General features: G+C 62.3%; 18 protein-coding genes. 1 reads left to right on the top strand and 17 read right to left on the bottom strand.

The genetic code is table 11. From position 1 onward, the window contains the following. Window positions 1–12 precede the first annotated feature (12 nt). The 17 genes from AC0J5Z_RS09260 to AC0J5Z_RS09180 form a co-directional block, all read right to left on the bottom strand. Window positions 13–4191: an AAA family ATPase gene (locus tag AC0J5Z_RS09260; protein WP_475039637.1), complete on the bottom strand. Its 4179-nt coding sequence runs from the start codon at window positions 4189–4191 to the stop codon at window positions 13–15. Window positions 4192–4354: 163 nt separating this feature from the next. Further along, window positions 4355–5944 carry a glutamine-hydrolyzing GMP synthase gene (guaA, locus tag AC0J5Z_RS09255; RefSeq protein ID WP_011775506.1) on the bottom strand — a complete coding sequence of 530 codons (1590 nt, stop codon included), beginning with the start codon at window positions 5942–5944 and terminating at the stop codon, window positions 4355–4357. 107 nt (window positions 5945–6051) lie between these two features. Beyond that, entirely contained in the window at window positions 6052–6552 is a 501-nt protein-coding gene (locus AC0J5Z_RS09250) for a DUF3817 domain-containing protein (protein WP_475038793.1), read from the bottom strand. Beyond that, window positions 6549–7406, bottom strand: coding sequence for an SURF1 family protein (locus AC0J5Z_RS09245; protein WP_475038792.1), 858 nt, complete (start codon window positions 7404–7406; stop codon window positions 6549–6551). Before AC0J5Z_RS09245 ends, AC0J5Z_RS09250 begins: the two co-directional genes overlap by 4 nt. A 120-nt stretch (window positions 7407–7526) precedes the next feature. Then, window positions 7527–8015, bottom strand: a complete 489-nt coding sequence (locus AC0J5Z_RS09240) for a PTS sugar transporter subunit IIA (RefSeq protein WP_475038791.1) — start codon at window positions 8013–8015, stop codon at window positions 7527–7529. A 47-nt stretch (window positions 8016–8062) separates the two neighbouring features. Further along, entirely contained in the window at window positions 8063–9817 is a 1755-nt protein-coding gene (locus tag AC0J5Z_RS09235; RefSeq protein WP_475038790.1) for a glycerol-3-phosphate dehydrogenase/oxidase, read from the bottom strand. A gap of 169 nt (window positions 9818–9986) precedes the next feature. After that, window positions 9987–11123: a GuaB3 family IMP dehydrogenase-related protein gene (locus AC0J5Z_RS09230; RefSeq protein ID WP_475038789.1), complete on the bottom strand. Its 1137-nt coding sequence runs from the start codon at window positions 11121–11123 to the stop codon at window positions 9987–9989. Between the two features lie 72 nt (window positions 11124–11195). Continuing rightward, complete coding sequence (locus AC0J5Z_RS09225) at window positions 11196–13091, bottom strand: ABC transporter ATP-binding protein (RefSeq protein WP_475038788.1); 1896 nt, start codon at window positions 13089–13091, stop codon at window positions 11196–11198. A gap of 103 nt (window positions 13092–13194) precedes the next feature. Further along, window positions 13195–14706 (bottom strand): IMP dehydrogenase, encoded by a 1512-nt coding sequence (guaB, locus tag AC0J5Z_RS09220; RefSeq protein ID WP_475038787.1) that lies wholly within the window; start codon window positions 14704–14706, stop codon window positions 13195–13197. Between the two features lie 244 nt (window positions 14707–14950). Then, entirely contained in the window at window positions 14951–17032 is a 2082-nt protein-coding gene (locus tag AC0J5Z_RS09215; RefSeq protein WP_475038786.1) for an acyltransferase family protein, read from the bottom strand. Next, window positions 17029–19092 (bottom strand): acyltransferase family protein, encoded by a 2064-nt coding sequence (locus AC0J5Z_RS09210; protein ID WP_475038785.1) that lies wholly within the window; start codon window positions 19090–19092, stop codon window positions 17029–17031. Before AC0J5Z_RS09210 ends, AC0J5Z_RS09215 begins: the two co-directional genes overlap by 4 nt. A gap of 216 nt (window positions 19093–19308) precedes the next feature. Continuing rightward, window positions 19309–20409, bottom strand: a complete 1101-nt coding sequence (locus AC0J5Z_RS09205; protein ID WP_475038784.1) for a flavin-containing monooxygenase — start codon at window positions 20407–20409, stop codon at window positions 19309–19311. Next, complete coding sequence (locus AC0J5Z_RS09200) at window positions 20406–20723, bottom strand: hypothetical protein (RefSeq protein ID WP_475038783.1); 318 nt, start codon at window positions 20721–20723, stop codon at window positions 20406–20408. Before AC0J5Z_RS09200 ends, AC0J5Z_RS09205 begins: the two co-directional genes overlap by 4 nt. 98 nt (window positions 20724–20821) lie before the next feature. Continuing rightward, complete coding sequence (locus AC0J5Z_RS09195; protein WP_475038782.1) at window positions 20822–22459, bottom strand: LuxR C-terminal-related transcriptional regulator; 1638 nt, start codon at window positions 22457–22459, stop codon at window positions 20822–20824. Between the two features lie 161 nt (window positions 22460–22620). Continuing rightward, window positions 22621–24234, bottom strand: a complete 1614-nt coding sequence (groL, locus tag AC0J5Z_RS09190; protein WP_144648556.1) for a chaperonin GroEL — start codon at window positions 24232–24234, stop codon at window positions 22621–22623. An 85-nt stretch (window positions 24235–24319) separates the two neighbouring features. Next, window positions 24320–24616, bottom strand: a complete 297-nt coding sequence (groES, locus tag AC0J5Z_RS09185) for a co-chaperone GroES (RefSeq protein ID WP_011775524.1) — start codon at window positions 24614–24616, stop codon at window positions 24320–24322. 191 nt (window positions 24617–24807) lie between these two features. After that, the gene (locus AC0J5Z_RS09180; RefSeq protein ID WP_475038781.1) at window positions 24808–25170 is read right to left on the bottom strand and encodes a hypothetical protein; all 363 of its coding nucleotides are present in this window, start codon (window positions 25168–25170) and stop codon (window positions 24808–24810) included. A gap of 67 nt (window positions 25171–25237) precedes the next feature. Here AC0J5Z_RS09180 and AC0J5Z_RS09175 point away from each other — a divergent pair, with 67 nt between their 5' ends. Continuing rightward, window positions 25238–26467, top strand: coding sequence for a THUMP-like domain-containing protein (locus AC0J5Z_RS09175; protein WP_475038780.1), 1230 nt, complete (start codon window positions 25238–25240; stop codon window positions 26465–26467). Window positions 26468–26475 lie beyond the last annotated feature (8 nt).

Here is a 26475-nt window from a genome sequence, read left to right as displayed (position 1 = left end):
ACCGCTGGCCATTCAGCCCCAGTGCGGAGGCTTCTGCTCCTTCAGCCACTGCTCATGGTCGTAACCGGAGTCGTCGCCCCATCGCCGGGGGTCGTCCTCAGCGGCTTTCGTAGGAAGAATGCCGTTGGAGCCTGTCGTGGCTGCTGTGGCCTTCCGGTCCGCAGCTTCTTCGGCGGCTCTGTTGCCCGGTTCGCCGGATTCCTGCGTGGCACGGTCTTCTGTGCCTGTTTCCTGATCCATCAGTGGCGCTTCTTTCCCATTCTCTGCGGAGCTATTTGTCTCGGCATCCCCATTTGCCGGGCGGACGGCGGCCTCAGGTTCGCCGTCTGCATGGTCTGCGGAAGCGGAGGTGAACGCGGGCTGTGCATTGCCCGGATTCAATTGTTCACCATCCACGTGCAGGAAACCATGCTGGGACGCCGACTGCGCGATGTGGTTCTCAAGCCCGAGATACGAACCGATCCGGTCCGCGCAGGACGAAGGGTCCGTGAAGACCTCGATGGTCCAGAGCGACATGTAGCGCCAGCCCATGCGCTCCAGCAATTGCGGCCGCAACCGGCTGCGTTCACGGACGCTCATCCGTCGGTATCGTTCAGTGCCATCGGATTCGATGGCAACCGGGGTGGGGATTTCGGCGCCTTCCCGGCCAATTGTGTGGACGGGGTCAGCCGCCGCTGCTATATCCAGGACGCCATCATAAAGATGCCAGACGCGTGCTCCCCGGGCACGCAGGCGCTCCCCAAGATCGGCCACCAACGGATCCTCACCCAGTGCCTGCTCGCTGGCGACAGCGCGGGAGGCAGGCGTTCCGAGGTTGCTGTTTCCGGAGAGTTCCCGGTCCAGCAGTTCGTAGAAGTCCACCGCACCGTGAGCCAGGCGATCGAGGTCGAGATCCTCTGGCCGGAAGCAACTCAGGACGTGCATGGAGCGCCGGGCCCGGGTCATCGCCAAGGCGAAGCGGTTCCGCCCGCCTTCGGTGGACAGCGGGCCGAAGGAATGGAGCGCACGGCCATGCGGAGTGCGTCCATAACCCAGCGAGAAGATCACGTGGTCCCGCACCAGGCCCTGGGCGCGCTCAAGGTCCACCACGCGGAAGGACTCGGGGCCCGCTCCGAAGAAGGTGGACAGCAAAGGGTGGTTGGGCAGTTGGAGCCTGATGGCCTCGCCAATCCTGGCAGCGTGGCGCAAGCTTGCCGTCACTACCGCCAAGGAAGTGCGGGGCCGGAGCCTGGCGTGTTCGAACACAAGGTCCACCACACGGTTGACCTCCGCGGTGACAGACTCAACGCCCTCGTGGTCGGCCCCGGGGAGCCCAGTGCCGTCCGGTATGTACTCCACGTGGATCGAACGGTCCAAGCCAGTGACCGAGTTGCCGTCGGGCAGGCGCCGCAGACCGCCGTCGTAGTAGTTCTTGCTCAACTGCAGGATCAAGTCCTCGTCCACCGCACGGTAGACCCAGTTCAACTGCCACGTGGGCAGCACCCTGGCCAGCGCCTTGAATGCGCTGTCTACATTCTCATGGCTGGCAACACCGGCAACCGGGGGTTCCACAGCCACACTGAAAGTGCGTGCATTGGCGATTTTCGCATCACCAAAAGCAACCACCTGCCGTGCTCGGGCGATGGCGGGGAGAACGGCTTGCAGAGAAGTGGATTCAGCGTCGATGATCACTGCAGCGTCGAACTTCTGCTCAGCCGGGAGCACACCGGTGAGCAAGTAAGGACTGACGGACCATACGGGGACCAGCAACGGCACGAGGTCCGGAGCTTGGGCGCTCAGGGCGGGCAAGGTCACCCGGCCGTCCTTCAGCAAGGCACGGAGCAACTCCGCCTGCCTTGGGTGCTCAAGAAGACCCTGACGCCATTTCTGGGCCAGCTGCCAACGGAGCCGGGCGGCGCCACTGGCAATGTGGGCTTGGTCGGCAAGGCGGTACTCCGCTTCGAGTCGGCGCAACGAATCACCGTCAGACATGGCGAGGTAGTCATCGCCACTGATCATGGCTTCCAAAGCGGACTGCCACCAGGCCAGGTCCAGTTCGGCGGCTACGGAAGACGCCGGGACTTCCCGGTGAGCAAGGTCCGCCAGCAGTTCACCGAGTCCATGCTCGCGCATTTCCTCGATGAGGAGCGTGCGCTCGGGAAGGGTTTCCAGCGTGGCCGTGTCTGCGACGAGCCGCTCCAGCCGTTCCATGAGCTGTAGATAAGGTGTCCCGTGCAACGAACCGCCATCGGACGTGTGCTTGAGGGCATCGCCGAGGCGACGCAGTTCGCCATCGAGTTCCCGGTAGAGGGCACCGAGGTCGGCAAGTCCGGAGGGTACCGCCGGGTGTCGCTGGGTTGTTGCGTAGCCTGCCCACAGTGCGCGCTGCTCCTGGACGAGGACCAACGAGCTGTGGAGGTCGGCGATGTGAACACCGGGCCGCACGTACTCCTTGGCCACTCGGCGCAAGCGGGAGCGCTGCATGGACGGCATCTCAAGGTTGCGTTCCCGGCGCCAGGCAGAGCTGGCCGTTGCGGAGATGAGATCGTGCACCGGCCGGTCGAAGATGTCCGGTGTGAACTTGTCCAGGCTCTCACGCACGGCGATCAGCAGTTCAAGCTGGGCACCCCACTCGGTGAATGTTTCGCCCAAGCGAATCTCGGCGTGGTCGGAAACCTGTTTCATGCGATCCCGCAGGACCGGGAGCCTCTCCTCGGCAAGGCGGGCAAGCTGCTGCGCTTCCTCGGTCTCCTTGCGGGTGACCAAACGTGCACCATACCAAGGGCTGGAGGTCGAAGCCCGGCTGAAGCTGCCAAGCTCTGCAGCCCGACGCAGGCGCCCTGCGAGCTCTTCACGGTCCTTGATGTTATCCAGGACGCTTCGTTTGAGGCGCACAGTAGTGGAGGGCGCCGGGTGGATGGATGTCAGCTCGGCGAGCGATTGCATCGCTTGATAGGGCGAGCAACCCCAACGCTCTCGGACGTTGTGAAGCGAGGCGACGTGGTCCATCAGTGCGTGACGGTGGCCGGTCAGCGTCTGGTGGAGGTTGCCGAGTTGTGGTTCAAGCGCTTTCTCGTTGCGCATGATGGCCCTGACCAGCTGACCCTTGAGCTGCTGCGGAGTGGTCCCGTTACCGGGCCGGAAGAGCATCGACTCGAGGCCCAGGGATTCAAGGTGAGCGGAGAGACCCCCAAGGCTGGATTGCCTGTCTCCCACCACCAGAACAGATTTGCCTTCGCTGACCAATGCGCCGATGGCGTTGATTGCGGTCTGGGTCTGTCCACTTCCCGGTGGAGTGCTGACAACGAGCGAATCCCCGGCGCGAACGGCGTCCACCACGTACTGCTGGTCCGTATCGGCATCGAGCAAGAGAAGTTCGTCGGCCGGATCCCGAAGGTCCAGGCTGGGGAACCTGCCCGCTTTGATGGGCTCCGGCTCAATGTCACCACCATTGGCTGCGGTGGAAAGGGCAGCGATCGTGGGGTTGTTTGTGTTGATCCAGGGATCATCCAGGTTGCCCGAAAGATCAGCCAGCGTAGTGACCAGCAGGTTGAACTCCACCTCTGCACCATGAATTGGCTGAATCAGCGTGGACAAACGGTCCAGAACCGGCTGGGGATCCAGTCGGGCAGTGTTATAGGCCATGCGCGCCACAGCGTTGACGTCGAAGACGATGCCGTGAACAGTTTTCAGATGGCGCACCAGAGCGGGGTTCATGCGCGCTTGCTCGGTCAACTGGAGTTCGAAGTCGTCTTCGCCCGGCCTGACCGTAAGGACGATGGACGTGAGCATCACTGGTGCTGAGACGCGCTGCGGCTTGCCACCGACGGCCGAAGTCCACACCACAGTTCCGGCGGATAAGTAGCCCGCCTCGATGCCGCGGTCGTTGCTGAGCTCGAAGATCTTGGACCGGATGTTGCGGGCCGCCCTGGCCGCCACCAAATACTGTTGGCGATCCCTGATAAGCGTCGACAACCGTGTTCTGCGCCCTGCGAGCAACTGCGCCAGCCCGGATGGGTGTGCGTTGCTGAGATCGATGGCGCCTTCAGGCGTCTTGACGAAGCGCAGCATCGTGTCTGCCCCGGTAACGGGTTTGAGACCAGACAGCCATTTGCGGAGCTCTTCGGAGCCCTCTTCCTGGCCTTGACCTACTGACACGACTTCTGCCTTCTTCTCTGTACTAGCTTTAGACGCCTTGGACCATACCGGCATACCTTCGAGGGTAGCGGGAATACCCTGCCAGCCTGCTCCGCAACGCTGTTCCGACGCGAAATTCGCCGTCATTTCAAAGGTGCCTGCCAATTTCGCAAGCCAAGTGCCTTGCGGGTTCAAGCACAGTGGCCGGCCTCCCAGAGGAAGCCGGCCACTCGGAATGCTATTCCCACTCGATGGTTCCCGGTGGTTTGCTGGTGACGTCCAGCACCACGCGGTTAACTCCGTCCACCTCGTTGGTGATCCTGTTGGAGATGCGGGCAAGCAGGTCATATGGCAACCGCGACCAGTCTGCCGTCATGGCGTCTTCGGAAGACACCGGACGCAGCACGATCGGGTGGCCATATGTACGGCCGTCGCCCTGGACACCAACGCTGCGGACATCGGCCAGAAGGACAACCGGCATCTGCCATACGTCGTTGTCCAAACCGGCGGCTGTCAGCTCGGCGCGTGCAATGGCATCAGCCTTGCGCAGCAGGTCCAGGCGCTCCTTGGTGACTTCACCGACAATACGGATACCCAAGCCGGGACCGGGGAACGGCTGGCGGCCGACGATTTCCTGCGGAAGGCCGAGCTGGGCGCCGACGGCGCGAACTTCGTCCTTGAACAGGGCCCGCAGAGGCTCAACGAGCTCAAACTGCAGGTCCTCGGGCAGTCCACCCACGTTGTGGTGGCTCTTGATGTTTGCAGCACCCTCGCCGCCGCCGGATTCCACGACGTCCGGGTACAGCGTGCCTTGGACCAGGAACTTGATCTTTTCACCCTCGGCAGCGGCCTGGGCGATGATGGCCCGCTCCGCTTCCTCGAAGGCGCGAATGAACTCGCGGCCAATGATCTTGCGCTTTGTCTCAGGATCGCTGACACCGGCCAATGCGGACTGGAAGCGTTCCTGCTCGTTGGCAACGTACAGGTTGACGCCCGTGGCTGCCACGAAGTCGCGTTCAACCTGCTCGGCTTCACCTTCACGCAGGAGGCCGTGGTCCACGAAGACACAGGTCAACTGGTCGCCGACGGCGCGCTGGACGAGAGCGGCAGCTACTGCGGAGTCGACGCCGCCGGAGAGACCACAAATGACCTTGGAGTCGCCGATCTGCTGGCGGATACGATCCACCTGCTCTTCGAGGATGTTGCCCGTGGTCCAGTTGGGGCTCAGGCCCGCACCCTTGAACAGGAAGTTCTCCAGGACGTGCTGACCGTGCACGGAGTGCTTGACCTCCGGGTGCCACTGCACACCGTAGAGCCGCTTCTCGTCATTGGCGAAAGCGGCGACCGGAGCACCGGCGGTGGAGGCGAGTACTTCGAAGCCTTCAGGGGCCTCGTGAACGGAATCACCGTGGCTCATCCAAGTGTTCTGGGAAGAGGGAACGCCGTCCAGGATGGAGCGGGCGTCGCCTACAACCAGTGCTTCGGTGGCGCCATACTCCCGGAGACCCGTCTGGGCCACCTTGCCGCCCAGTGCGTTGGCCATCGCCTGGAAGCCGTAGCAGATGCCGAAAACCGGCACCCCGGCTTCGAAGAGGTCAGCGCCAACGCTCGGGGCGCCCTCGGCGTAGACGCTGGAGGGCCCTCCGGAGAGAATGATGGCTGCCGGGTTCTTGGCCAGAAGCTGCTCGGTGGTGAAGGTATGCGGAACAATCTCCGAATACACATTCGCTTCGCGGACGCGGCGGGCAATCAGCTGCGCGTACTGGGCACCGTAGTCAACAACCAGCACCGGCTTCTGGGAAGTCTGGGGTGCGGTGGGAGTAGTCACCAGACAAGACTACTTTGCCGGGCCGCCCCGGTGCACGTTGACGAGGGCGGCCAAGGGCCAAAACAGGCCCTGCCGTTAGGCATCTCACACCGGGACCCCGTGAGGTCCTAGTAGCGCTTGGACGCTTGCGGGTTGGCTGCGAGTTCCGCTTCCACCTGGGCGTGGAATTTCTTCTCGACGATGAAGGACAGCAACGGGATAACGCCGCCCAGCGCCAAAAGGATCATTTTGGAGAACGGCCACCGCATGAGCGACCACAGTCGGAAGTTGGAAACCAGGTAGACCACGTACATCCAACCGTGAACGATCAGCACCGAGGTGGAGATGTTGAAGCCGCCAATGACGCCCTTGGGTTCGGACTGAGCAAAGCCGAAGCCAAACGGCTGGCCCGTCACCGCATTCGTGCCGCCTGCGAAGAGCGAGACACCAAAGCCGTAGCGGGCGATCAGTTCAGCGCACAGCAGGAGAAGCATGGCACCCGTGAGGTATGCCATAACTTTGTAGAACTTCAACGCCGAACGGATTTGTGCTTCCGTTCCGCCGAAACGCCGCTTCTTCGGCTTGGGTCCGGATTGTTCGGGTTGGATCGCCGGTTTTGGCTCAATCATTGCTGCACCTTTTGTTCTGGCTCTGGGCTTGTAGGTTCTGTGGTTACCTCGGGATTGTCCGCCTCGTCGAAGTCGTCATCTTCGTACTCGTCCTCTTCGAGGTCGCGCCGGTAGTCGTCCTTCACCAACCGCCACCAGATGAAGATCGAGAACCCTGCAAAGACAACCCATTCCACCGCATAGAAGAGGTTCAGCCAGTTGACCTGCTCTGCAGGGGGCTGCGGCGGGATATTGAGTGCCCTGACGGTATCGCCGAGGGGAATTGTCACGCCGCCTGAGACTTCCGATGTCGCGGCGATGAAGCCTTGGTAACTGGAGACTTCCCACTTGTTAATGAGCTCCGCCGTTGAGACCGCAGACGCACGGCCTGGACCGGCGTCGACGTTTGGAAGCGGCGCTTCAGACGGTATGAGGCGACCGGTCAGGGTGATGGTTCCCGACGGCGGCGGGCCGGCTTGGGCGGCATCAGCCACCCAACCGCGGGCCACCGGGATCCACGTCTGGGGCGAGGCACCAGCACCGGTAAGCGTGGGTGCGTTGTTGACCGCAAAGGCAGAGACGATCCAGAAACCCTTTTCGTTGTTGTACAGGCGGCCCTCAACGAGGACTTGCTTGCCGGGATCGTACGTTCCTGTGGCGGTGACCATCTGGTCCGAGACGGAACCGGGGAAGAACTGGCCCGGCTGGAGGACGTCTACCAGCGGTTTCACTTCTTCGATGCTGGACGGCGCAGGGGGCTCGTGCTGGGCAGACCGGCTCAGCTGCCATTGACTGAGCAGCACAAACACCCCGGACAGCAGAAGCGCAAAGACCAGTCCTGCGATCCAGCGGGGTTTCAACGCGGTTTTCAACACCCCTTAACCGTACTTCGTCCGGCTGTAGAACAACGAAACGACCTGTAAGGCCGGCCCTAGAGTGGGGCAGCAGGGTCCCTACGTGGCGACGGAGTCGACACGAAAGGGCCTGCCCCAATCTCAGTGGTCGAAGAACACCAGGCTGGAGTTAATGAGTTCGGAAATGACCTCGGGATCGTGTGCCCGGCGCAGGGATTCCCGGAACGACTCCTTCGAAAGGGAACGCGCCAACGTGGCAAGAACCTCGAGGTGGTCGGAGAAGGAACTGGCCGGCGTTGCGATTAGGAGGACCAGGGTCGCCGGACCGTCGGTGGCACCGAAATCCAAGGCGTGGCCAAACTTGGTCACGCCTACCGCAATGGAGATCCTGTCCACGAATTCGCTGCGTGCGTGAGGTAGTCCGATGCCGCCCGGAAGCCCGGTGGCAAGCTGGTGCTCCCGCGAATGCACTTGCTCCAAGAAGCCCTCAAGATTGGAAATCCTGCCTGCTGCGTAGAGCCTGTGAGCCAGCTGTGCCGCGGCATCGATCTTGTCCTGGGCAACAAGTTCAAGGATGACCGTATCCGGGGTGGTCAGTTCCGCGTCATACCGGTCAAGTGGTTCAGCCAAGTTGTGTTCCCTCCATGTGGCCTCCCGGCCTCAATTCCTTGAGCTGGCTAGCGAAGGGGAACGATGTCCTCCACTCCCATACGCGCGGCATCGGCCGACTCGTCATCGGGTTGCTGCTGACTGAGTCGCTCAGCTTCCACGCGCGCCAGGTAGTGCTTGATTTCGCTTTCGCGCTGAGTCTCGCTCCAGCCAAGGATTTCTCCCATCAGCTTAGCTACTACGGGCGCGGCAGACACACCGCGGTCCCATGCTTCGATGGAGATCCGGGTGCGTCGGGTCAAAACGTCGTCAACGTGACGCGCGCCCTCGTGGGTTGTTGCATAAACAACTTCTGCGGCCAAGTAGTCATCTGCCCCCGGGAGGGGCTCTCCCAGTTCCGGCCGGCCCGAGATGATATCCAGGACTTCAGGTGTCATGGATCCAAAACGGTTGAGCAGGTGCTCCACGCGTGCCACGTGAACGCCGGCCTGTTCGGCCGACCTTCCGCGCCGGTTCCAGGCCGCCTTGAATCCCTCAGCCCCCAGGAGCGGAATGGTGTCAGTGCAGCTGGACGGAACACGTTCGTCCATGGCCCTGGTTGCCTCGTCCACGGCGTCTTTGGCCATGACACGGTACGTTGTGTACTTACCACCGGCTACCACTACAAGTCCCGGCACAGGGTGCGCCACTACGTGCTCCCGGGACAACTTGGCAGTGGAGTCGTTGTCACCAGCCAACAGCGGACGGAGGCCTGCGTACACGCCTTCCACGTCCTCGCGGGTCAGCGGACGCTTGAGAACCTTGTTGACATGTTCAAGCACATAGTCGATGTCCTTGCTGGACGCTGCGGGGTGTGCCTTGTCCAGCGTCCAATCGGTATCTGTTGTGCCGATAATCCAGTGCCGACCCCATGGGATCACAAAGAGCACTGATTTTTCCGTGCGCAGGATTAGCCCAACCGTGGACTGGAAGCGGTCGCGCGGCACCACAAGGTGGATTCCCTTGGATGCACGGACTTTGAGTTGGCCACGGTCGGTCACCATTGCCTGCGTTTCGTCGGTCCATACGCCGGTAGCGTTGACCACCTGTTTTGCCCTGACTTCGAAGACGCTGCCGTCCTCTTGGTTTTCCACCTTGGCCCCGACTACGCGTTCCCCTTCGCGGAGGAAATCCACCACGCGGACACGGTTCGCTGCGTGCGCACCGTAGTGCGCCGCAGTCCTGACCAGGTTGACCACGAGACGGGCATCATCCACCTGGGCGTCGTAGTAACGGATGGATCCAACGAAAGCATCTTCCTTAAGGCTCGGAGCTGCGCGCAGGGTTCCACGCCGGAAGAGGTGCTTGTGCATGGGGACGCCCCGGCTGTGGCCGGACGTCAGACCCAAGGTGTCGTAGAGCATGATGCCCGCGCCCACGTACGGGCGCTCCCAGATACGGCGCGTCAGCGGGTACAGGAAGGGGACAGGACGTACCAGGTGTGGTGCGATCTGCTGGATGAGCAGCCCCCGTTCTTGAAGGGCTTCCTGGACGAGGCCGAAATCCAGCATCTCCAAGTACCGCAGTCCGCCGTGGATTAGCTTCGATGATCGGGACGAGGTACCGGACGCCCAGTCCCTGGCCTCGACGATGCCCACCGTGAGGCCACGTGTCACGGCATCCAGGGCTGCGCCGGCTCCTACTACGCCACCGCCAACGATCAGGATGTCGAGCTCTTTGCCCGCCTGGGCAGTGGCTTTCAGGACTTCGATCGATGCGGCTCGGGATTCCGGGCTCAGTGCTCCCGGGGAATTCACCTGCGGACCGCCTGCGACACTGCTCATCGGACCCCTCCTCAAACGCAACAGCTGGTAGTCCCCTACCCTACTTGTTGCTTGCCGCCTTGGGCAGGGAAACGGTCAGAAGCCGCGATGGAGAAACTCGCCCAAACGAAGAAAGCCCCTGTTGGCTCCGACAAGATCGGAACCAACAGGGGCTTTCAACCCATGGTTATCAGTTGCCCGCGTAGGGCGAGACGACGACGTCGACGCGCTGGAACTCTTTGAGGTCCGAGTAGCCGGTGGTCGCCATGGAACGGCGCAAGGCGCCAATAAGGTTGGACGTTCCGTTGGTGTGGTGGCCGGGTCCGAAGAGGACCTCTTCCAACGGACCAACCGTTCCGACGTTGACGCGATCGCCGCGGGGAGATTCGAGGTGGTGTGCTTCGGGACCCCAGTGCCAACCGCGGCCCGGTGCCTCTTCGGCACGTGCAAGTGCACTGCCAAGCATGACGGCGTCGGCACCCATCGCAATGGCCTTGACGATGTCGCCGGAGCTGCCCATGCCGCCGTCGGCAATGACGTGAACATAACGTCCACCGGACTCATCCATGTAATCGCGGCGGGCGGCAGCGACATCGGAGATGGCCGAAGCCATGGGCGAGTGGATACCGAGGGCACGACGCGTGGTGGTGGTGGCACCGCCGCCGAAACCAACCAAGACGCCGGCAGCGCCAGTGCGCATGAGGTGCAGGGCAGGTGTGTAGCCGGCTGCTCCGCCAACAATCACGGGAACGTCGAGTTCGTAGATGAATTGCTTGAGGTTCAGGGGCTCGTGGTTCTTGGAGACATGCTCAGCTGAAACCGTGGTTCCGCGGATGACAAAAATATCGACGCCGGCAGCCACCACGGTCTTGTAGTGCTCCTGGGTGCGCTGCGGGGTCAAGGACCCTGCTACGGTCACACCGGCGGCGCGGATCTCGGCCAGGCGGGAGCTGATGAGTTCAGGCTGGATAGGCGCTTGGTACAGATCCTGCATGCGCCGCGTGACGGCAGAGCTGCTGGGCTCGTCCGCCAGGCCTGCGATCTCGTCGAGCACCTTCTGGGGATCCTCATAGCGGGTCCAAAGACCCTCGAGGTCAAGGACGCCCAGGCCGCCAAGACGACCGAAGGCGATGGCAGTATCCGGGGACATCACGGAGTCCATGGGAGCAGCGATCACGGGGGTGTCGAACTTGTAGGCGTCGATCTGCCAGGAGACAGAGACGTCCTTCGGGTCACGCGTCCGGCGGTTCGGGACGATCGCGATGTCATCCAGGGAGTAGGCACGACGCCCACGCTTGCCACGGCCAATCTCAATCTCATAAGTCACTGCTCGAGTTTATCCCACCAAAACCAAGGCCCAGGTTTCTGCCCCGCCGTTTGCGCCCTCACAGCAAAGGGGTCAGCTAGGGGTGTTCCGGCTGGTCTCATCCACCGAGAGCTGGGATTCGAACATCCGGAAGTACCGGCCCCTCAGCGCCACAAGCTCCTTGTGTGTTCCTTGCTCCGCAATGCGGCCGTCCTCCAGCATGTACACGATGTCCGCCTTCTCGATGGTGGCCAAACGATGGCTGATGGCGATGATGGTGCTGCTCCGGTCTGCGAAGAGCCGGGTGAAGATGCGGTGCTCGGCCAAAGCGTCGATGGCTGACGTTGGCTCATCCATGACCATGAACGAGGCATCGCGGTAGAAGTTACGCGCCATGGCCAGTCGCTGCCATTGGCCACCTGATAGCCCGCTACCCTTGCGTCCGCGGGGGTCCTCCATCCAGTTGCTGACGTGGTTCTCCAGGCCGTTGGGCAACTTGTTGATGAACTCCATGGCTTCGGCGTCCGAGGCCGCCCGCCGAATGCGGTCATCGTCGCGGGGCTGGTCCACATCGCCGAGGTAGATGTTCTCCGCCGCGGTGGCGAACTCATATTTGAGGAACTCCTGGCTCAGTACCGCCAGGTGCCGGTGCCAGCTGGTGACGTCAATTCCGGCGAGGTCCACGCCGTCGAGCAGAACCTGGCCGGAATCGGGCCGGTACAGTCCTGCGAGGATACGGATCAGCGTGGATTTACCGGCGCCGTTCTCCCCCACAATCGCGATGTGCTGACCGGCCCTGATGGTCATGGAGATACCCTTGATAACCTCGATATCGCTCCCGGTGTAGCTGAACCTGATGTCCCGCAGCTCAACGGTGCCGGGCGACGTTGACAGCGGCTTTTCTTTCCCACTGGGAACAGGAAGGGCCATGAAAAGCTCGTAGTCCTTGAGGTTGGCGAGGTCCTCATCAATGGAACTCAGCGACGAGACAAGACTATTGGCAGTAGACAGTGCGCGGCTCACAATCTGCTGGACATACAGGAACTGTCCCACCGGTTGTGCCCTGGCGATGATCTGGCCAACCACCCAGATCAAGGACACAACCTCGGCCCCGTACTGCAGGGAATCGGCGGCCAGCTGCTTGGGGATGTACCGCTTTTGGAAGTCCAGGCGCCTGCGTTCGTCAGCATCGCGCAGCCTCGACCTCAGGTCCATGAGGTATCCAACGATCCCGTACAGCCGCATCTCGGCAATATGTTGCGGACGGAGCAGGTTTTGTTCGATCACCCGGCGTTGCCTCCGCGAATCCACCTGCGTATTCCAGTGTGCGATCTGTTCGCGGGACAGTTTGAACTGCAGGTAGACACTGGGCACGATAGCCACCAAAACAATGACTGCGATCCACCAGCTGACCAGCAGCAAAGCGCCGATGGCCAGGATCACCGAGACGAACTGCGTGAAGATGGCGGCTATCCGGTCCAGGACCCTGGCGTACGAATCGGAGAAACGCTTGGCGCGGTCGTAAAGATCCACCGTTTCCTTGTCGTCATAGCGCCAGAACTCCAGCGCCAGGAACCGCTCGTACATCATGTCGCCCACGATGGCGCCCACTTTGAAGCTCATCAGCTGCTGGATGTAGCGGTCAACACTGCTAAAGGCACCCCAGAACAACCCCAGCGCGGCGGTAATGATGACATACAGAATGGCCCGCGGACCAGCGTCGGGGTCTCCCGCGTAACCGGCCGCCAGCGCAGTGGTGGTCAGCGCAGCGAAGTAAGTGGTGACCAGCGGCAGGGTGGCCGAAATCAGGGACCCGGCTACCTTCATGATGACCGCACCGGGTGAGGCTTTGAAGCTCACCTTCAGGACCTGCCCGACGGCGCGGGCGTACGGCCGCAAGGCCAGCTTGCGGGCTGGCGCCTTGCCCGGTTGGACTGAGTTCAGCCGAACCGACTCCGGGTGCCGCGGTTGCGCGGGCTTTTCTGACATGTGCCCAGCCTATTCTTGGGGACCGACAATTCTGCCGTGTCCTGTTAAACAGCTGTTCCCCGTGGAAACTTCCACGGGGAACAGCTGTTTAACAGGTGGTCGATTAGCGGGAACCGTAGTTCGGGGCTTCGACGGTCATCTGGATATCGTGGGGGTGCGATTCCTTCAGGCCTGCGGGGGTGATGCGGACGAACTTGCCGCGTGCCTTCAGCTCCGCGATGGTTGGGGCACCTGTGTAGAACATGGTCTGGCGGAGGCCACCCACCAACTGGTAAGCCACGGAGGCCAGCGGGCCGCGGAAGGCAACGCGGCCTTCGATGCCTTCAGGGATGAGCTTGTCGTCGCCCGAGACGTCGGCCTGGAAGTAGCGGTCCTTGGAGTAGGACGTGTTCTTGCCGCGCGACTGCATCGCGCCAAGTGAGCCCATGCCGCGGTAGCTCTTGAACTGCTTGCCGTTGACGAAGATGAGCTCGCCCGGGGACTCCTCACAGCCGGCGAGGAGGGAGCCCAGCATCACGGTGTCGGCTCCGGCAACCAGTGCCTTGCCGATATCGCCCGAGTACTGGAGGCCGCCGTCGGCAATCAGCGGAACACCGGCGGGGATTGCCGCCTTGGCGGATTCGTAGATTGCGGTGATCTGCGGCACGCCCACGCCGGCGACGACGCGGGTGGTGCAGATGGATCCCGGACCCACGCCCACCTTGATGCCATCGGCGCCGGCGTCGATCAGTGCCTGCGCACCTTCGCGGGTGGCGGCCTGGCCGCCGATGATGTCCACGTGTGCCGCGATGGGATCTGACTTCAAGCGGCGGATCATGTCCAGCACGCCCTGGGAGTGGCCGTTGGCGGTATCGACGAACAGTGCGTCCACGCCGGCGTCGATGAGCTTCATGGCGCGTTCCCAGCCGTCACCGAAGAATCCGATGGCGGCACCTACGCGGAGGCGGCCTTCGTCGTCCTTGGTGGCCAACGGGTACTGCTCAGCCTTGGTGAAGTCCTTGGTGGTGATAAGCCCCATCAGGCGGCCTTGCTCATCAACGAGCGGGAGCTTCTCAATCTTGTTGGTGGCCAGCTTGTGCGAGGCTTCCTCACGGCTGATGCCCACATGGCCGGTGATGAGCGGCATCTTGGTCATGGCGTCGCTGACGCTGCGCAGCGGGAATTCCGATTCCGGAATGAAGCGGGTATCGCGGTTGGTGACGATACCAAGCAGGCGTCCGTCCGTGTCCACGACGGGAAGCCCGGAAACGCGGTAGCGTGAACACAGCTCGTCCAGCTCCTGCAGCGTGGCTTGCGGGCCGATGGTCAGCGGGTTGGTGATCATGCCGGATTCGCTGCGCTTGACGCGGTCTACGTGCTCGGCCTGGTCATCGATGGACAGGTTGCGGTGAACCACACCCAAACCACCCTGCCGGGCCATGGCGATGGCCATGCGGGACTCGGTCACGGTATCCATTGCTGCCGAAAGCAAAGGAGTCTGAACGGAGATGCGCTTGGAAATGCGGGAGGACGTGTCAGCGTCGGACGGGATGACGTCCGTGTGGCCGGGGAGCAACAGGACGTCGTCGTAGGTCAGGCCAACAAAGCCAAAGGGATCGTGTTCGGGCTGGGTCATGAGTGTGCGCCTCTTACCTGGGTTCCGGGGGCTTAACTGGTAGGGGTTGCAACTGATGACCAGCCCGTCATTACGGGACTGGCCTGTGCAGAGAGTACCTGTGCAAAAGTTACCTGTGCAGAAGGTATTGGATAAATACTAGAACCTCCGCGCCGATCGCCATATTCCGCGACGCCTGACTGTGAGCAACAGCACTGGCGGCAGGCCGGCGTCGTATGTTCCGAACCGCGGCTGGAGGCGAAAGCTAGCCGCCGGACCAACCAGTAGCGGCCAGCAGCCGCTCTTCGAACATAGGGATCATGGTCTGCACGTAGGTTTTGCTGAGGTGGTTGTCGTCCTTGTAGACGTAGACATTCCCCACCACAGCCGGACACCTCCCTTGCTCGCAGATGAAGTCGCTCATGTCCATGAGGTAGAGCCGCTCCACCTTGCCGACGTAATCGTCCAACGGTGACGACGCCGCCAAGGATTCTTCAAGCGGCACGTTGCAGTCGGGCGAATCCTTGCCCTTCTTCTGGACACACTCAGGCATGTTAAAGCTGAAACGCGGGTTGTCCCGGATACCCACGACGTCGATTCCGGCGTCCGTGAACGGCTTAATGCCTTCGAGGTAGCCCGGCACTTCTGTCTCGAACGGGGCATCGACGTGCGTCAGCGAAGCCACCGTGAACACGGCATCAGGCTTGTGCTCCATGACGTAGGCGGCACTTGCCTTGTTAAACTCATTGCAAAAATCGGCGCGCTCCAACGATTGCGCACCGAACCGGCAGCCACCCTTGAGCAACGTCACCACTTCCCAACCGTGTTCTTTGGCGATCGGACCAAGGGCAGCCGTGTACTGCTGGGAGTGCGAATCACCGAGCACGACAATCCTCTTGGTCACCACCTCGGGTTCCTCATTCTGCAGGCAGCCCTCCAGCAGAGGATCACTGGGCACGTTGTCTCCGGCGCATTGCCCGTCGACGTTGGCCCACTCGTCCTTCATGGCCGCCGGGGCCGGGATGATCAGGGCTTCTTCGCTCGGCTTGCCGACGTACTCCGGGGACAGCGCCGCAGCGCCCGGAGTCAGTTCGTGGGGCTGGTCCGCAATCGCTGCAGCTTCAGCGGTGATGGCACTTTGCCACGCGGTGACCGGTAACGCCAACAGCGCACCGCATGAGGCAATCACGACGGCGGCCCGCCAGGACCGCACGTCCGGCCACTTCCAGCGGCGCAGGGGCACTTCCACATACCTTGTGGTGGCTACCGCCAACAGCATGGAAACCGTCATGATTCCCAAGCCTTGGAGGAGGCTGGGTGTGGTGGTGCCGGAGGCCAGGAGGAAGAACACCAAAATCGGCCAGTGCCACAGGTACAGGGCGTACGAGTTATCTCCCACCACCACCAACGGCCGCGAGCTGAGGAAGCGGTCAACTCCCCAACGGCTCCCACTTTGCCCGGCGACGATGACTCCTGCGGCGGCAAGGGTGGGCCAGAGGGCTACGAAACCCGGGAAGGAGCGGTCCACAGTGAGCAACAGCCCGCAGGCGAGCATAGCTGCTATGCCGGCCCATCCGAGGAAAACGCGGAGCCGGCGTCCTGGTTTCAGATATGGAAGCGCCAAGGCAAGCAGGGAGCCAAGGGCGAACTCCCACAGGCGGGCACGGGTGTCAAAGTAGGCGTATGCCTGGTTGTTGGCGGTCTGCTCGATGGAGAACACGAGCGAAGCCAGGAAGACCGCACCGAATGCGATGAACAGCAGTTGCCTGTGGGTTACGGTTTTCCGCTGCGGAAACAGCCGGGCCAGCTGAGGCTGCAGAAGGGCGATTCCGGCGAAGATCAACGGCCACAGAATAAACACCTGTCCCTGCACGGACAGCGACCAAAAATGTTGCAGGGGGCTGGCGTGCACGTGCTGCTGGGCGTAGTAGTCCACCGCGAAAGCGGCAAGCTGCCAGTTTTGGCGGTACATAAGAGACGCCCAGGCCTCGGTGAGGATGTCAGGCCATCGGCTTTGCGGGATAAGCGCCCAGGTGCCCGCCAGGACCGCCAGCAGGACAACGACGACAGCGGGCAGCAGCCGCTTGAACACGTGGAGCCAATGCCGCAAAAGGCCCAAGGGCCTGCCGCTTTCCAGCTTCCGGGTGAAGGACAACGTCAGCAGGAAAGCCGAGATCAACAGGAAGACGTCTACGCCGCCCGAGACTTTGCCGAGCCAGATATGGTACGCCGCAACCATGAGCACTGCCAGAGCACGCAGGCCTTGGACTTCCGGGCGGAAGCCGGGTTTCGACGTCGTGGATTCCTTGACCGCCGGGGCAGCCGCTCTTGCGCGTGCGCCCATCATCGTTGCCACCCTGTCGCGGCAAACCACCTTTCATCGAGCATGCCCGACATGCTCTTGACGTACGTTTTGGTCAGGTGGTTGTCATCCAAGTAGACGAAGGTGTTACCGATGACGGGCGGGCAGTAGATCCCCAGGCACACAAGGTCGGTCATATCCAGCAGGATCAGGTCCTGGTATTTACCCGCCACGGCGTCAAAGGGGCTGGGCTCAGCCAGGACGTCTGACTTCAGCGGACGGCAATCAGGGTTGTCCACCCCTTTGGCGAGGGCGCAGTCCGTCAGGCTGTAAGTGAACCTTGGGTTGTCCCGTACTGCCACCATCTGGATGCCCAGTGCTGTGACCTCGGGAACGAGGCCCTCAAAGCCGTGGGTCAGTCTTTCGTCAGGCAACGACGACACAGCCGCTGTGCCCACCATGAAGATGGCATCCGGCGCATGGTCCCGGATGTGGCTGCGCACTTCACTGTTGAACTCGTTACAGCCAGGCTCCGACTCGGGATCTTCAGTCATGAAGGGGCACGCCCCGTACAACAGCGAGTAGAGACGCCAATGATGCTGCTCCGCGATCACTTCCAATGCGGCAAGCCACTGCTGGGAATGGGAGTTGCCCACTACCAGGACTGTCTTGGTGGCGTCGGAACCAACACCGTTTTGCCGGCAGTTGTCCTGCAGCAACTGCGATTCGGGTTTCGTGTCACCGGAGCACCCCTCGGGCAGTTTGGCCCAGTCACGCCCAATCCTTTCCGCGGTGGGCTGGGTGAGCGCATTTGGAGCCGCTTCATTCACATAAGTGGGCAGGAGTGCCTTTGCCCCGGGATTATCGAAGACCATTCGCGCCTCCGCAGCTTGCTGGTCCAGGTCCAACTTGTACTGGAAAGCCATGAGGGGCGCGGACACGACTGCCAGGCACGTCACGATCGCGATGACCGAGCGGCGGCGCTTCATCTCGGGCCATTTCCATTCCCGGAACGGCTTCTCCACGAACTTGGTGGTGAGGAAAGCCAAAACGAGTGACAGCGCGATGATGGCCGTTCCGGAAAGCCAGCCTGCATGATCCTTGCCGCTCCAAGCCAAGGCAATCACCAGAACGGGCCAGTGCCAGAGGTAGAGGGCGTAGGAATTGTCACCGAGCCGAACCAGGAATTTGGAACTCAGGATTCGGTCCACGCCGAAACGGCTCCCCGTCTGACCAGCTGCGATTACCGCAACTGCAGCCAGAGTAGGCCATAAGGCGACGAATCCAGGGAACGCGGTCTGTACCTGCAACAGCACCCCGCAGCTGAGCATGGCAGCCACCCCAACCCACCCCAACACAAAACGGACAGGTTTAGAGAAGTTCAGGGCCGGCAGGATCAAGGCCACCAACGTACCCAGGGCGAACTCCCACAAACGGGCAAAGGTATCGAAGTATGCAACCGCCTGGTTACTGGCAGTGAAGATGATGGAGTAAATGAACGAGACCAGGAAAATGATCGCGAAGACGTATACCAGCATCGCGCGGTAGCGGAGGTTAAAGCGACGGCACACCAGCGCGGCCGTCGCAAAGATGATGGGCCACAAAATGAACACCTGGCCCTGAATCGACAACGACCAGAAGTGTTGAACAGGGCTCGCCATGCTGTGGTCGGTGGCGTAGTAATCAACGGCCAGCTCCTGCAACAGCCGGTTCTCAAAATAAAACAGCGAAGCCCAGGTTTGCTGGACAATTTCAACCCAGCGCGTGGCCGGCAGGAAAACGAAAGTTGCTGCGAGAGTGCCCACGAGAACCACGACGACGGCGGGCAGCAGCCGCCTGAACAGGTGCAGCCAGTGCCGCAGGAGGTCCATGGGGCGGCCCTGTTTGTAACGTCCCGTGAACTGAAGGGTCATGAGGAAGGCTGAGATAAGGAGGAAAACATCAACCCCGCCGGAGACCCGGCCGATCCAGATGTGGTAGCTCACCACCATGAGGACGGCGAGGGACCGAAGGCCCTGGATTTCGGGGCGGAACTTAGACTTTGCAACAGGTCCGGCAGCCCGCTTACCGTGGTGGGCAGGGGCAGGAATCGTTGGCGTCGTCACGTTAGGCAGTTCCTCAAAGCGGTGGCACAAAGCATCAATATTACGCGGTTTCAGTCGCGTAACCCCTGTGGGAGGGTGTTCCTGGCCGCCATCCGAAGCCCCATCAGCACAGGTCCAGCCATACATTGTGCCACCCCAATCTGTGCGTGACCTGTGCAGATACTCCCTTCCCTGGTCAATGTCGCCGCTCTGCACGCCCCTCTCCGACGTGACCCATTACACGTTTACGAAGCCCGTGGAACGCGGTGCGGCGACCCGGCCGGCAAGGTAGCGGGCGTCGCGTCCGACACCCGGAAGGGTCGCCGAAGCCGCCGCGAACAGAAACTCCTGGCCGAGGAAGAATACTCCTGGAACGTCGGCCACCACTCCCCGCTTTTGCAGCAGCCCGCCTTCCCCGTCCACCGCGGGCACCCGGACCCACGAGTAGTCGTCCCGGTAACCCGTGCACCAGATAACGTTGGCCGGTTTGACGGTCTGAATATCTCCGCCCATTTCCGGATAGCCGTCCCGGACGCCGGTAACCCGGGGCAGCAATTCAACACCTGCGGCTTTCAGTTCCTTGCTCCTGGTCCGGATCAGCGGCGCAGCCTTCTGCATGAACTTTGGAGCAACCTTGCGGCCAACAGGTGTCTCGAGTGTGAGCACGTGCAAGCCCGCGAAACGAATGACCGGAAGCACGAAGCGCGCTGCTGCGCGTCCGTGGCGCACGGGGAGCTCGCCACCAGGGGTTCCCGCCACAGCGGTCTGATGGCTCCGGCTTACCTCCAGGGCAATCTCCGCCCCCGAGTTCCCCAGTCCCACCACCAGGACAGGGCCCGGCTGCAGCTGAGAAGGATTCTTGTAGTGCTCGGAATGGAGTTGGAGTATGTCCGCCGACAGTTCTGCGGCAAAGGCCGGGGTCTTGGGCGCACGGTATCCCCCCGTGGCAATCACCACGTTCCTGGCATGCCATGATCGCTGCCCTGCAGTGACCTGGAATCCGTCACCGTCAGCCTCAAGGCCGTCAACGCACACGTTGTGTACGATCGGCAGGTCAAAGCGCCGCCCATAGTCCTCAAGGTAGTCAGCCAGCTCATCCTTGGCGGGAAAATTCAGCCTGTCGCCGGGGAATGGCGCCCCGGGCAGTCCGTCGTACTTGGCGGGCGTGAACAGCCGCAGGGAATCCCACCGCCGCCGCCAGGAGTCCCCTGTCCTGGCATTTTCATCCACGATCAGGAAGTTGCGGCCGTCTTGAGCCAGCCAGTATCCAAGCGCCAACCCTGCCTGCCCTCCTCCCACAATGAGCGTGTCCACTGCTGATTCCTGGTTCCCGTTCATGGTTTCTTCCCTTTGATTATTGGTTCTGCGATTGGTTCTTTGAGGGCGTCTTCAGGGACCTTCCGATAGCGCAGGCACCACAAGAGCATCAGGGCAGACGCAACAATGTAAAAGGCATGCAGCAGCCAAACGGGGCCGGCAGGAAGATCGAAGACATAGAACGAGTGCACTGCGTTCGCCACATTGGTGGTGGCGATGTTGCCTACGCTGTAGGACTCAAGGTCCTTGGTACGTACGGCCTTCAGGAGCATGGGGAGCATGCTGGCGGCGAAGAGCACGGTGGATACGGTGCCGGCAAGCAGTGGAATGTTCATAAGGCCAAGCTATGAGTCCAGCCCCTTCCATCGCGTCGGCAGAACGACGCATTCCCGCTCAGGCGGCATGGGTATTTCTGCGCACAGGTGAGCGAGCGTTAGCTGAACAGACGGTGATCGAACGCATACCGCGTCGCAGCGACGCGCGATGGCACGGCGAGTTTGGTCAGGATATTGCTCACGTGCCGCGCCACTGTCTTTTCGCTGAGGTAGAGCGAACGGGCAATGGTTTTATTCGCGTTGCCCTCCGCCACCAGGCGCAGGACTTCCAGTTCACGGCCAGTAAGCGGCGACCCAGTGCCCGGATCGCGTTCTCCACTGATGCCCACCACTTCAGAGGCCGCAAGAGCGGCGCCGAGCTCCAGGAATTCCGCCCGGGCCGCTTCGAATTCCATCGTCGCCGAATCAGGATCACCCAGCGCCGTGCAGGCCCTGCCTGCCAGCACGCGGCAACGGGCAGCCTCATACGGTGCTTCAAGAGAGAACCACAGCCTCCATGCCGTCCGTGCCGCGATCAGGGCAGCTTCCGCTCTGCCCTCAGCGAAGAGCACGCTGGCCTCCGCGTGCGCCGCAAGGGCAGCTTCCAGAGGGCGCTTTGCAGGGTCAACACGGGACCCAAATTCGTCGGCAGCGGACCTTGCCGCGCCCACCTCACCGGCGGCGAGTTCCACTTCAACCAAAGCCGGTAGAAGCCTCCGCCGGTTGGCAGGATCCGACGCCGCCACTGCCCGACGCAATATGGACTGGGCCTGGGGGCAGTTCTGCTGGGCCAATCGCACCAATGCCAAACCGGGAAGAGGCTCGAACCCCGTCCCGCCTGCCCTTGCATAGGCAGCTTCGGCTTCGGCCAGGCTTCCCCTGAGACGGAAGACTTCCCCTTGCTGGTACCACGCGCCGTAGGTGGCTTCCGGATCGCCCCGTCGCGCGCGGTCCTGGGCAATGTGGGCTGCGGCAAGTGCGTCATCCCACGCGCCATGGAGGAGAAACAACTCCGCCCTGTGTGCTTGGCACTGCCCGCTGAACATGACCATGTCCGGCCTGTCTCCGCACCATTTCTCCAGCGCGGCCGTCCATTCCTGTGCCCGGCGGACATCCAACACCAAACGGCAGTTTCCAATCACGGCACAGTAGATGATGCCGGACGGGATGGGCGAAACTTCGCCGGCGGTGACCGAGACCATCACTTCATCAAGAAGTTGAAGGCCTTCATCGGGGAATCCCAGGGTGAGCCTGGCAGTACCCACGCCGAGCTGGCCCAACGCCATGAGGTCCTTGTCCTGGAACTGCCGGCCGATCTCCAACGCCCGGCTGAAAATCCCAAAGCTTGCCTCTGGAGCTCCTCCGTACAGGGCACCAAGTGCCTCCGGAACCATCAGGTAGCCCTCTGCCGCGGTAGGGCTATCCAGCCCTTCCACCAGATGCTTGGCCCGGGACATCCACCCGCTGCTGCGGGCGGGCTCACCGAGATCCATCAAGTACAGCACCAGCCACGCGGCGCAGCGGGCGGCGCTATCCGTATCGCCCAGTGTGATGAATTCGTCGTGCGCCCGGGTCAAGTAGGCCACGCCCTCGGGGTCTTTGCCCAACAGCATCGCCACGGAGGCCACTAACTCGATGTCCTGCGGAGGCAGTCCCCCTTCGGCGTCTGCGCGTGCGAGGCATTCGAAAGCATCGCTCCAGCGGTGCTCGGAGAACGCCGAGCGTCCCAGGTCCAAGGCTGTGGCAGGCATCGTCATGACTCACCTCGCGGCGTCGATGCGACCCGATGACGCACCCAAGCCGCCGTATTAGCGTCAGGTTACCGCCGCCGTCGTGCGCTCACAATAGCTCGCGGACACCACCCCGGGGACAACAAAAGCCCCGGTCAGCGTGACCGGGGCTTTCGTAAAACAGGCTGTTAGTGCTGGTGGCCTGCGTGTGCGTCTTCTTCCTCAGCCGGCTTCTCGGCAACCAGGGTCTCGGTGGTGAGAACCAGGGCAGCGATGGAAGCGGCGTTGCGGAGTGCGGAGCGGGTGACCTTGACGGGGTCGATCACGCCAGCGGCGATCAAGTCCTCGTACTCGCCGGACTTGGCGTTGAAGCCGTGGTTGGCTTCCAGCTCGGAAACCTTGGCAACAACCACGAAGCCGTCGAAGCCAGCGTTCTGGGCGATCCAACGCAGCGGCTGAACCAAGGCGCGGCGGACGATGCCCACAGCAGCTGCTGCGTCACCTTCCAGCGCCTTGACGGCAGGGGACTCGTCCAGTGCCTTGAGCGCGTGGATGAGAGCGGAACCGCCACCGGAAACGATGCCTTCTTCGAGGGCCGCACGCGTGGAGGAAACGGCGTCCTCGATGCGGTGCTTCTTTTCCTTCAGCTCAACCTCGGTGGCTGCGCCAACCTTGATCACGCCGATGCCGCCGGCCAGCTTGGCCAGGCGTTCCTGCAGCTTTTCCTTGTCCCAGTCGGAATCCGTCCGGGTGAGCTCGGCACGCAGCTGTGCAACGCGGTCGGCGACGTCCTGGGCCGTACCGGCGCCGTCAACGATGGTGGTGTTGTCCTTGGTGACCGTGATGCGGCGCGCGGTACCGAGTACCTCGAGGCCCACGCTGTCCAGAGTGAGGCCGAGGTCCGGGGAAACAACCTGGGCGCCCGTGAGCGTGGCGATGTCCTGGAGCATGGCCTTGCGGCGGTCGCCGAAGCCCGGAGCCTTGACGGCAACAACGTTGAGCGTGCCGCGGATACGGTTGACGATCAGCGTGGAAAGAGCTTCGCCTTCGATGTCTTCAGCAATGATGAAGAGCGGCTTGTTGGCCTGCAGGGCCTTTTCCAGCAGCGGCAGGAAGTCCTGCAGCGAGGAGATCTTGCCCTGGTTGATCAGGATGAGGGCGTCCTCAAGGACGGCTTCCTGTCGTTCTGCGTCGGTGACGAAGTACGGGGAAAGGTAGCCCTTGTCGAACTGCATGCCCTCCGTGAGGACCAGCTCGGTCTGCGTGGTGGAAGATTCTTCAATGGTGATGACACCATCCTTGCCAACCTTGCCGAACGCTTCAGCCAGCAGTTCGCCAACCTCGTCGCTCTGCGCGGAGATGGCTGCGACGCTGGCAACCTGGGTGCCTTCGACTTCGCGTGCATTCTCCAGGAGGCGGGCTGCGACGGCTTCGACGGAAACCTCGATGCCGCGCTTGATTTCGCCCGGAGCGGCGCCGGCAGCAACGTTGCGCAGGCCTTCCTTGACCAGGGCCTGTGCCAGCACGGTGGCCGTGGTGGTGCCGTCGCCGGCGACATCGTTGGTCTTGGTGGCTACTTCCTTGGCCAGCTGTGCGCCAAGGTTCTCGTAGGGGTCGTCAAGCTCAACTTCGCGGGCGATGGTCACGCCGTCGTTGGTGATCGTGGGAGCGCCCCACTTCTTGTCCAGCACGACGTTGCGGCCGCGCGGGCCAAGCGTCACCTTGACAGTGTTGGCGAGCTTGTCGATACCGGCCTCAAGAGACCGGCGGGCAGCATCGTTAAAAGCAAGCTGCTTTGCCATGGTTGTGTCCTTTCAAGACAGAAAACCCGCACCGCTGACGGATTGGAATGATTCCAACGCGGCGGCGGTGCGGGGCTCCAGGAAGTTACTTTACGACGATCGCAAGGACGTCGCGGGCGGACAGAACGAGGTACTCGTTGCCGCCGGTCTTGACTTCGGTTCCACCGTACTTGGAGTAGATGACGACGTCGCCAACGGCTACGTCAACCGGTACGCGGTTGCCGTTGTCATCGAAGCGGCCGGGGCCGATTGCAACAACTTCGCCTTCCTGCGGCTTCTCCTGTGCGGAGTCCGGAATTACCAGGCCGGAAGCCGTGGTCTGCTCTGCTTCGAGCGGGCGAACAACAATACGATCCTCAAGAGGCTTAATCGAGACCGACACTCGGACTCTCCTTTTCATGAGCTGATTCATGGACTAAGAACTAGGGTGCCGGAGCGTACAACCGTCGTCGCGGTGCCGGAAGACGCTTGGCGTGATTAGCACCCTCCGGGGGAGAGTGCTAACAAGACTCTATGTAAGCGTTAGCACTCGGTCAAGGTGAGTGCCAGCATTTCGTCATGGGTGAACGTCCGTCACCTGCCGGTGAGGTCGTCCAGATCGTAGTCTTCGCCGTCGTCGTCCTCGTCCAGCGGGGCGTTGCCGCGGTTCACGTACAGCACCACGGCGGCGGCAACAGCAACAACTCCGGAAATTACCAAGGTGATGATTCCACCGGTCCTGGCGCCGCTATAGAGTTCGCGGATTCCCCGCGCTTCATCGGTGGCGTCGTTGACGCTCTTGCCGGCAACTGAATAGGTGGCGGCGTTGAAGGAATCCAGCGCGAAGATGATGATCAGCAGGCCGATGCAGACCACCGCGATCACGGCCCCCGCTATCAGGGCGGGGCGCGCGAACTTTGTCATGGTGGAGGGATGCGGTGCTGCGTTGTCTTCCATGAAAACAACCCTATCCGGCTGGTTCGCCGGTCACGCTGTCAAGTGCCGCGCCGTTAGGCTTGATCCCATGCATCACGCACCGCAGGAACAGATCGCGCCCTTGCTGACTACTGAAGGATGGGAACTTCTTGCCTCCTTGGGGCCCTACCGGGAAGCCGACTCATTCAGCGTCAACGCCGACCTCCGGAAGGCGGGCCACTCCCCCGAACTCGTGGCCGCGGTCCTGACGCAATCCCGCCTGCGGACACGCGCCGAGGCCAAGTTTGGTGAGTTCGCCCGGCAGATGCTGTTTACCCAGGCCGGCCTGGAACAGGCCACGCGCTTGAACGTCGCCGCCCGGCACGCCGAGCGTTTCGCGAAGGCCGGCATCTCGCACGTTGCAGACCTCGGCTGCGGCCTTGGTGCCGATTCCATGGCCATGGCATCCATGGACATTTCGGTGACCGCAGTTGAAATGGATGAAACCACTGCCGCCTGCGCCACCATCAACCTCATGCCCTTCCCCCATGCCACCGTGGTGCACTCGGATGCAACCTCCGTGGAGCTGGACGGCATGGAAGGCATATGGCTGGATCCCGCCCGACGCACCACGTCAACGTCCGGAACCAAACGGATCTGGGACCCTGAAGCCTTCTCTCCCCCGTTGTCCTTCGTGGAACGCCTGGCGGCGACCGGCCGCGCTATCGGCGTCAAAATGGGTCCCGGCATTCCCCACGACTCCGTGCCCTCGGACTGCGAAGCCCAGTGGGTCTCGGTGGGCGGCGACGTTACGGAAGTGACCTTGTGGTTCAACGCAGTGGCCCGACCCGACGTGCGTCGCGCCGCGCTGGTCATCGGCAGCCAGGGCGCCGCTGAAATCACCAGCGACGCGGATTTCGACGGCGGCCCGGTAGCCGCCGTCGGGCCTGTTGAAGGCTTCCTCTACGAACCCGATGGTGCGGTGATCCGCGCCGGCTTGGTGGCCGACGTGGCTGAACGACTGGGCGGGCACTTGGTGGACGAGCACATCGCCTACATCTGCGCCCCCGAACTGCACGACACCCCGTTTGCCCGCGCCTACAAGGTGCTCGAGGTGATGCCGTACAACGTCAAGGCCCTCAAGGCCTGGGTGAAAACGAACGGCATCACGGTATTGGATATCAAGAAGCGCGGCACGGCCGTGACCCCGGAAGAGCTGCGGAAGCAACTGCTTCCCGGCAAACCCGGCAAAGGCAAGGACGCGAAAACAGCCACCCTGGTCCTCACCAGGATCGGCGAGGAAAGAGTGGCTGTTGCAGTGGAGCCTGTGACGGCCTAGCGCGTCAA

The sequence above is a fragment of the Paenarthrobacter sp. TRD_SC_7 genome (genome assembly GCF_056156245.1).
The sequence above is the reverse complement of the archived record's forward strand: the minus strand, read 5'-3'. Positions and strand labels throughout refer to the sequence as shown.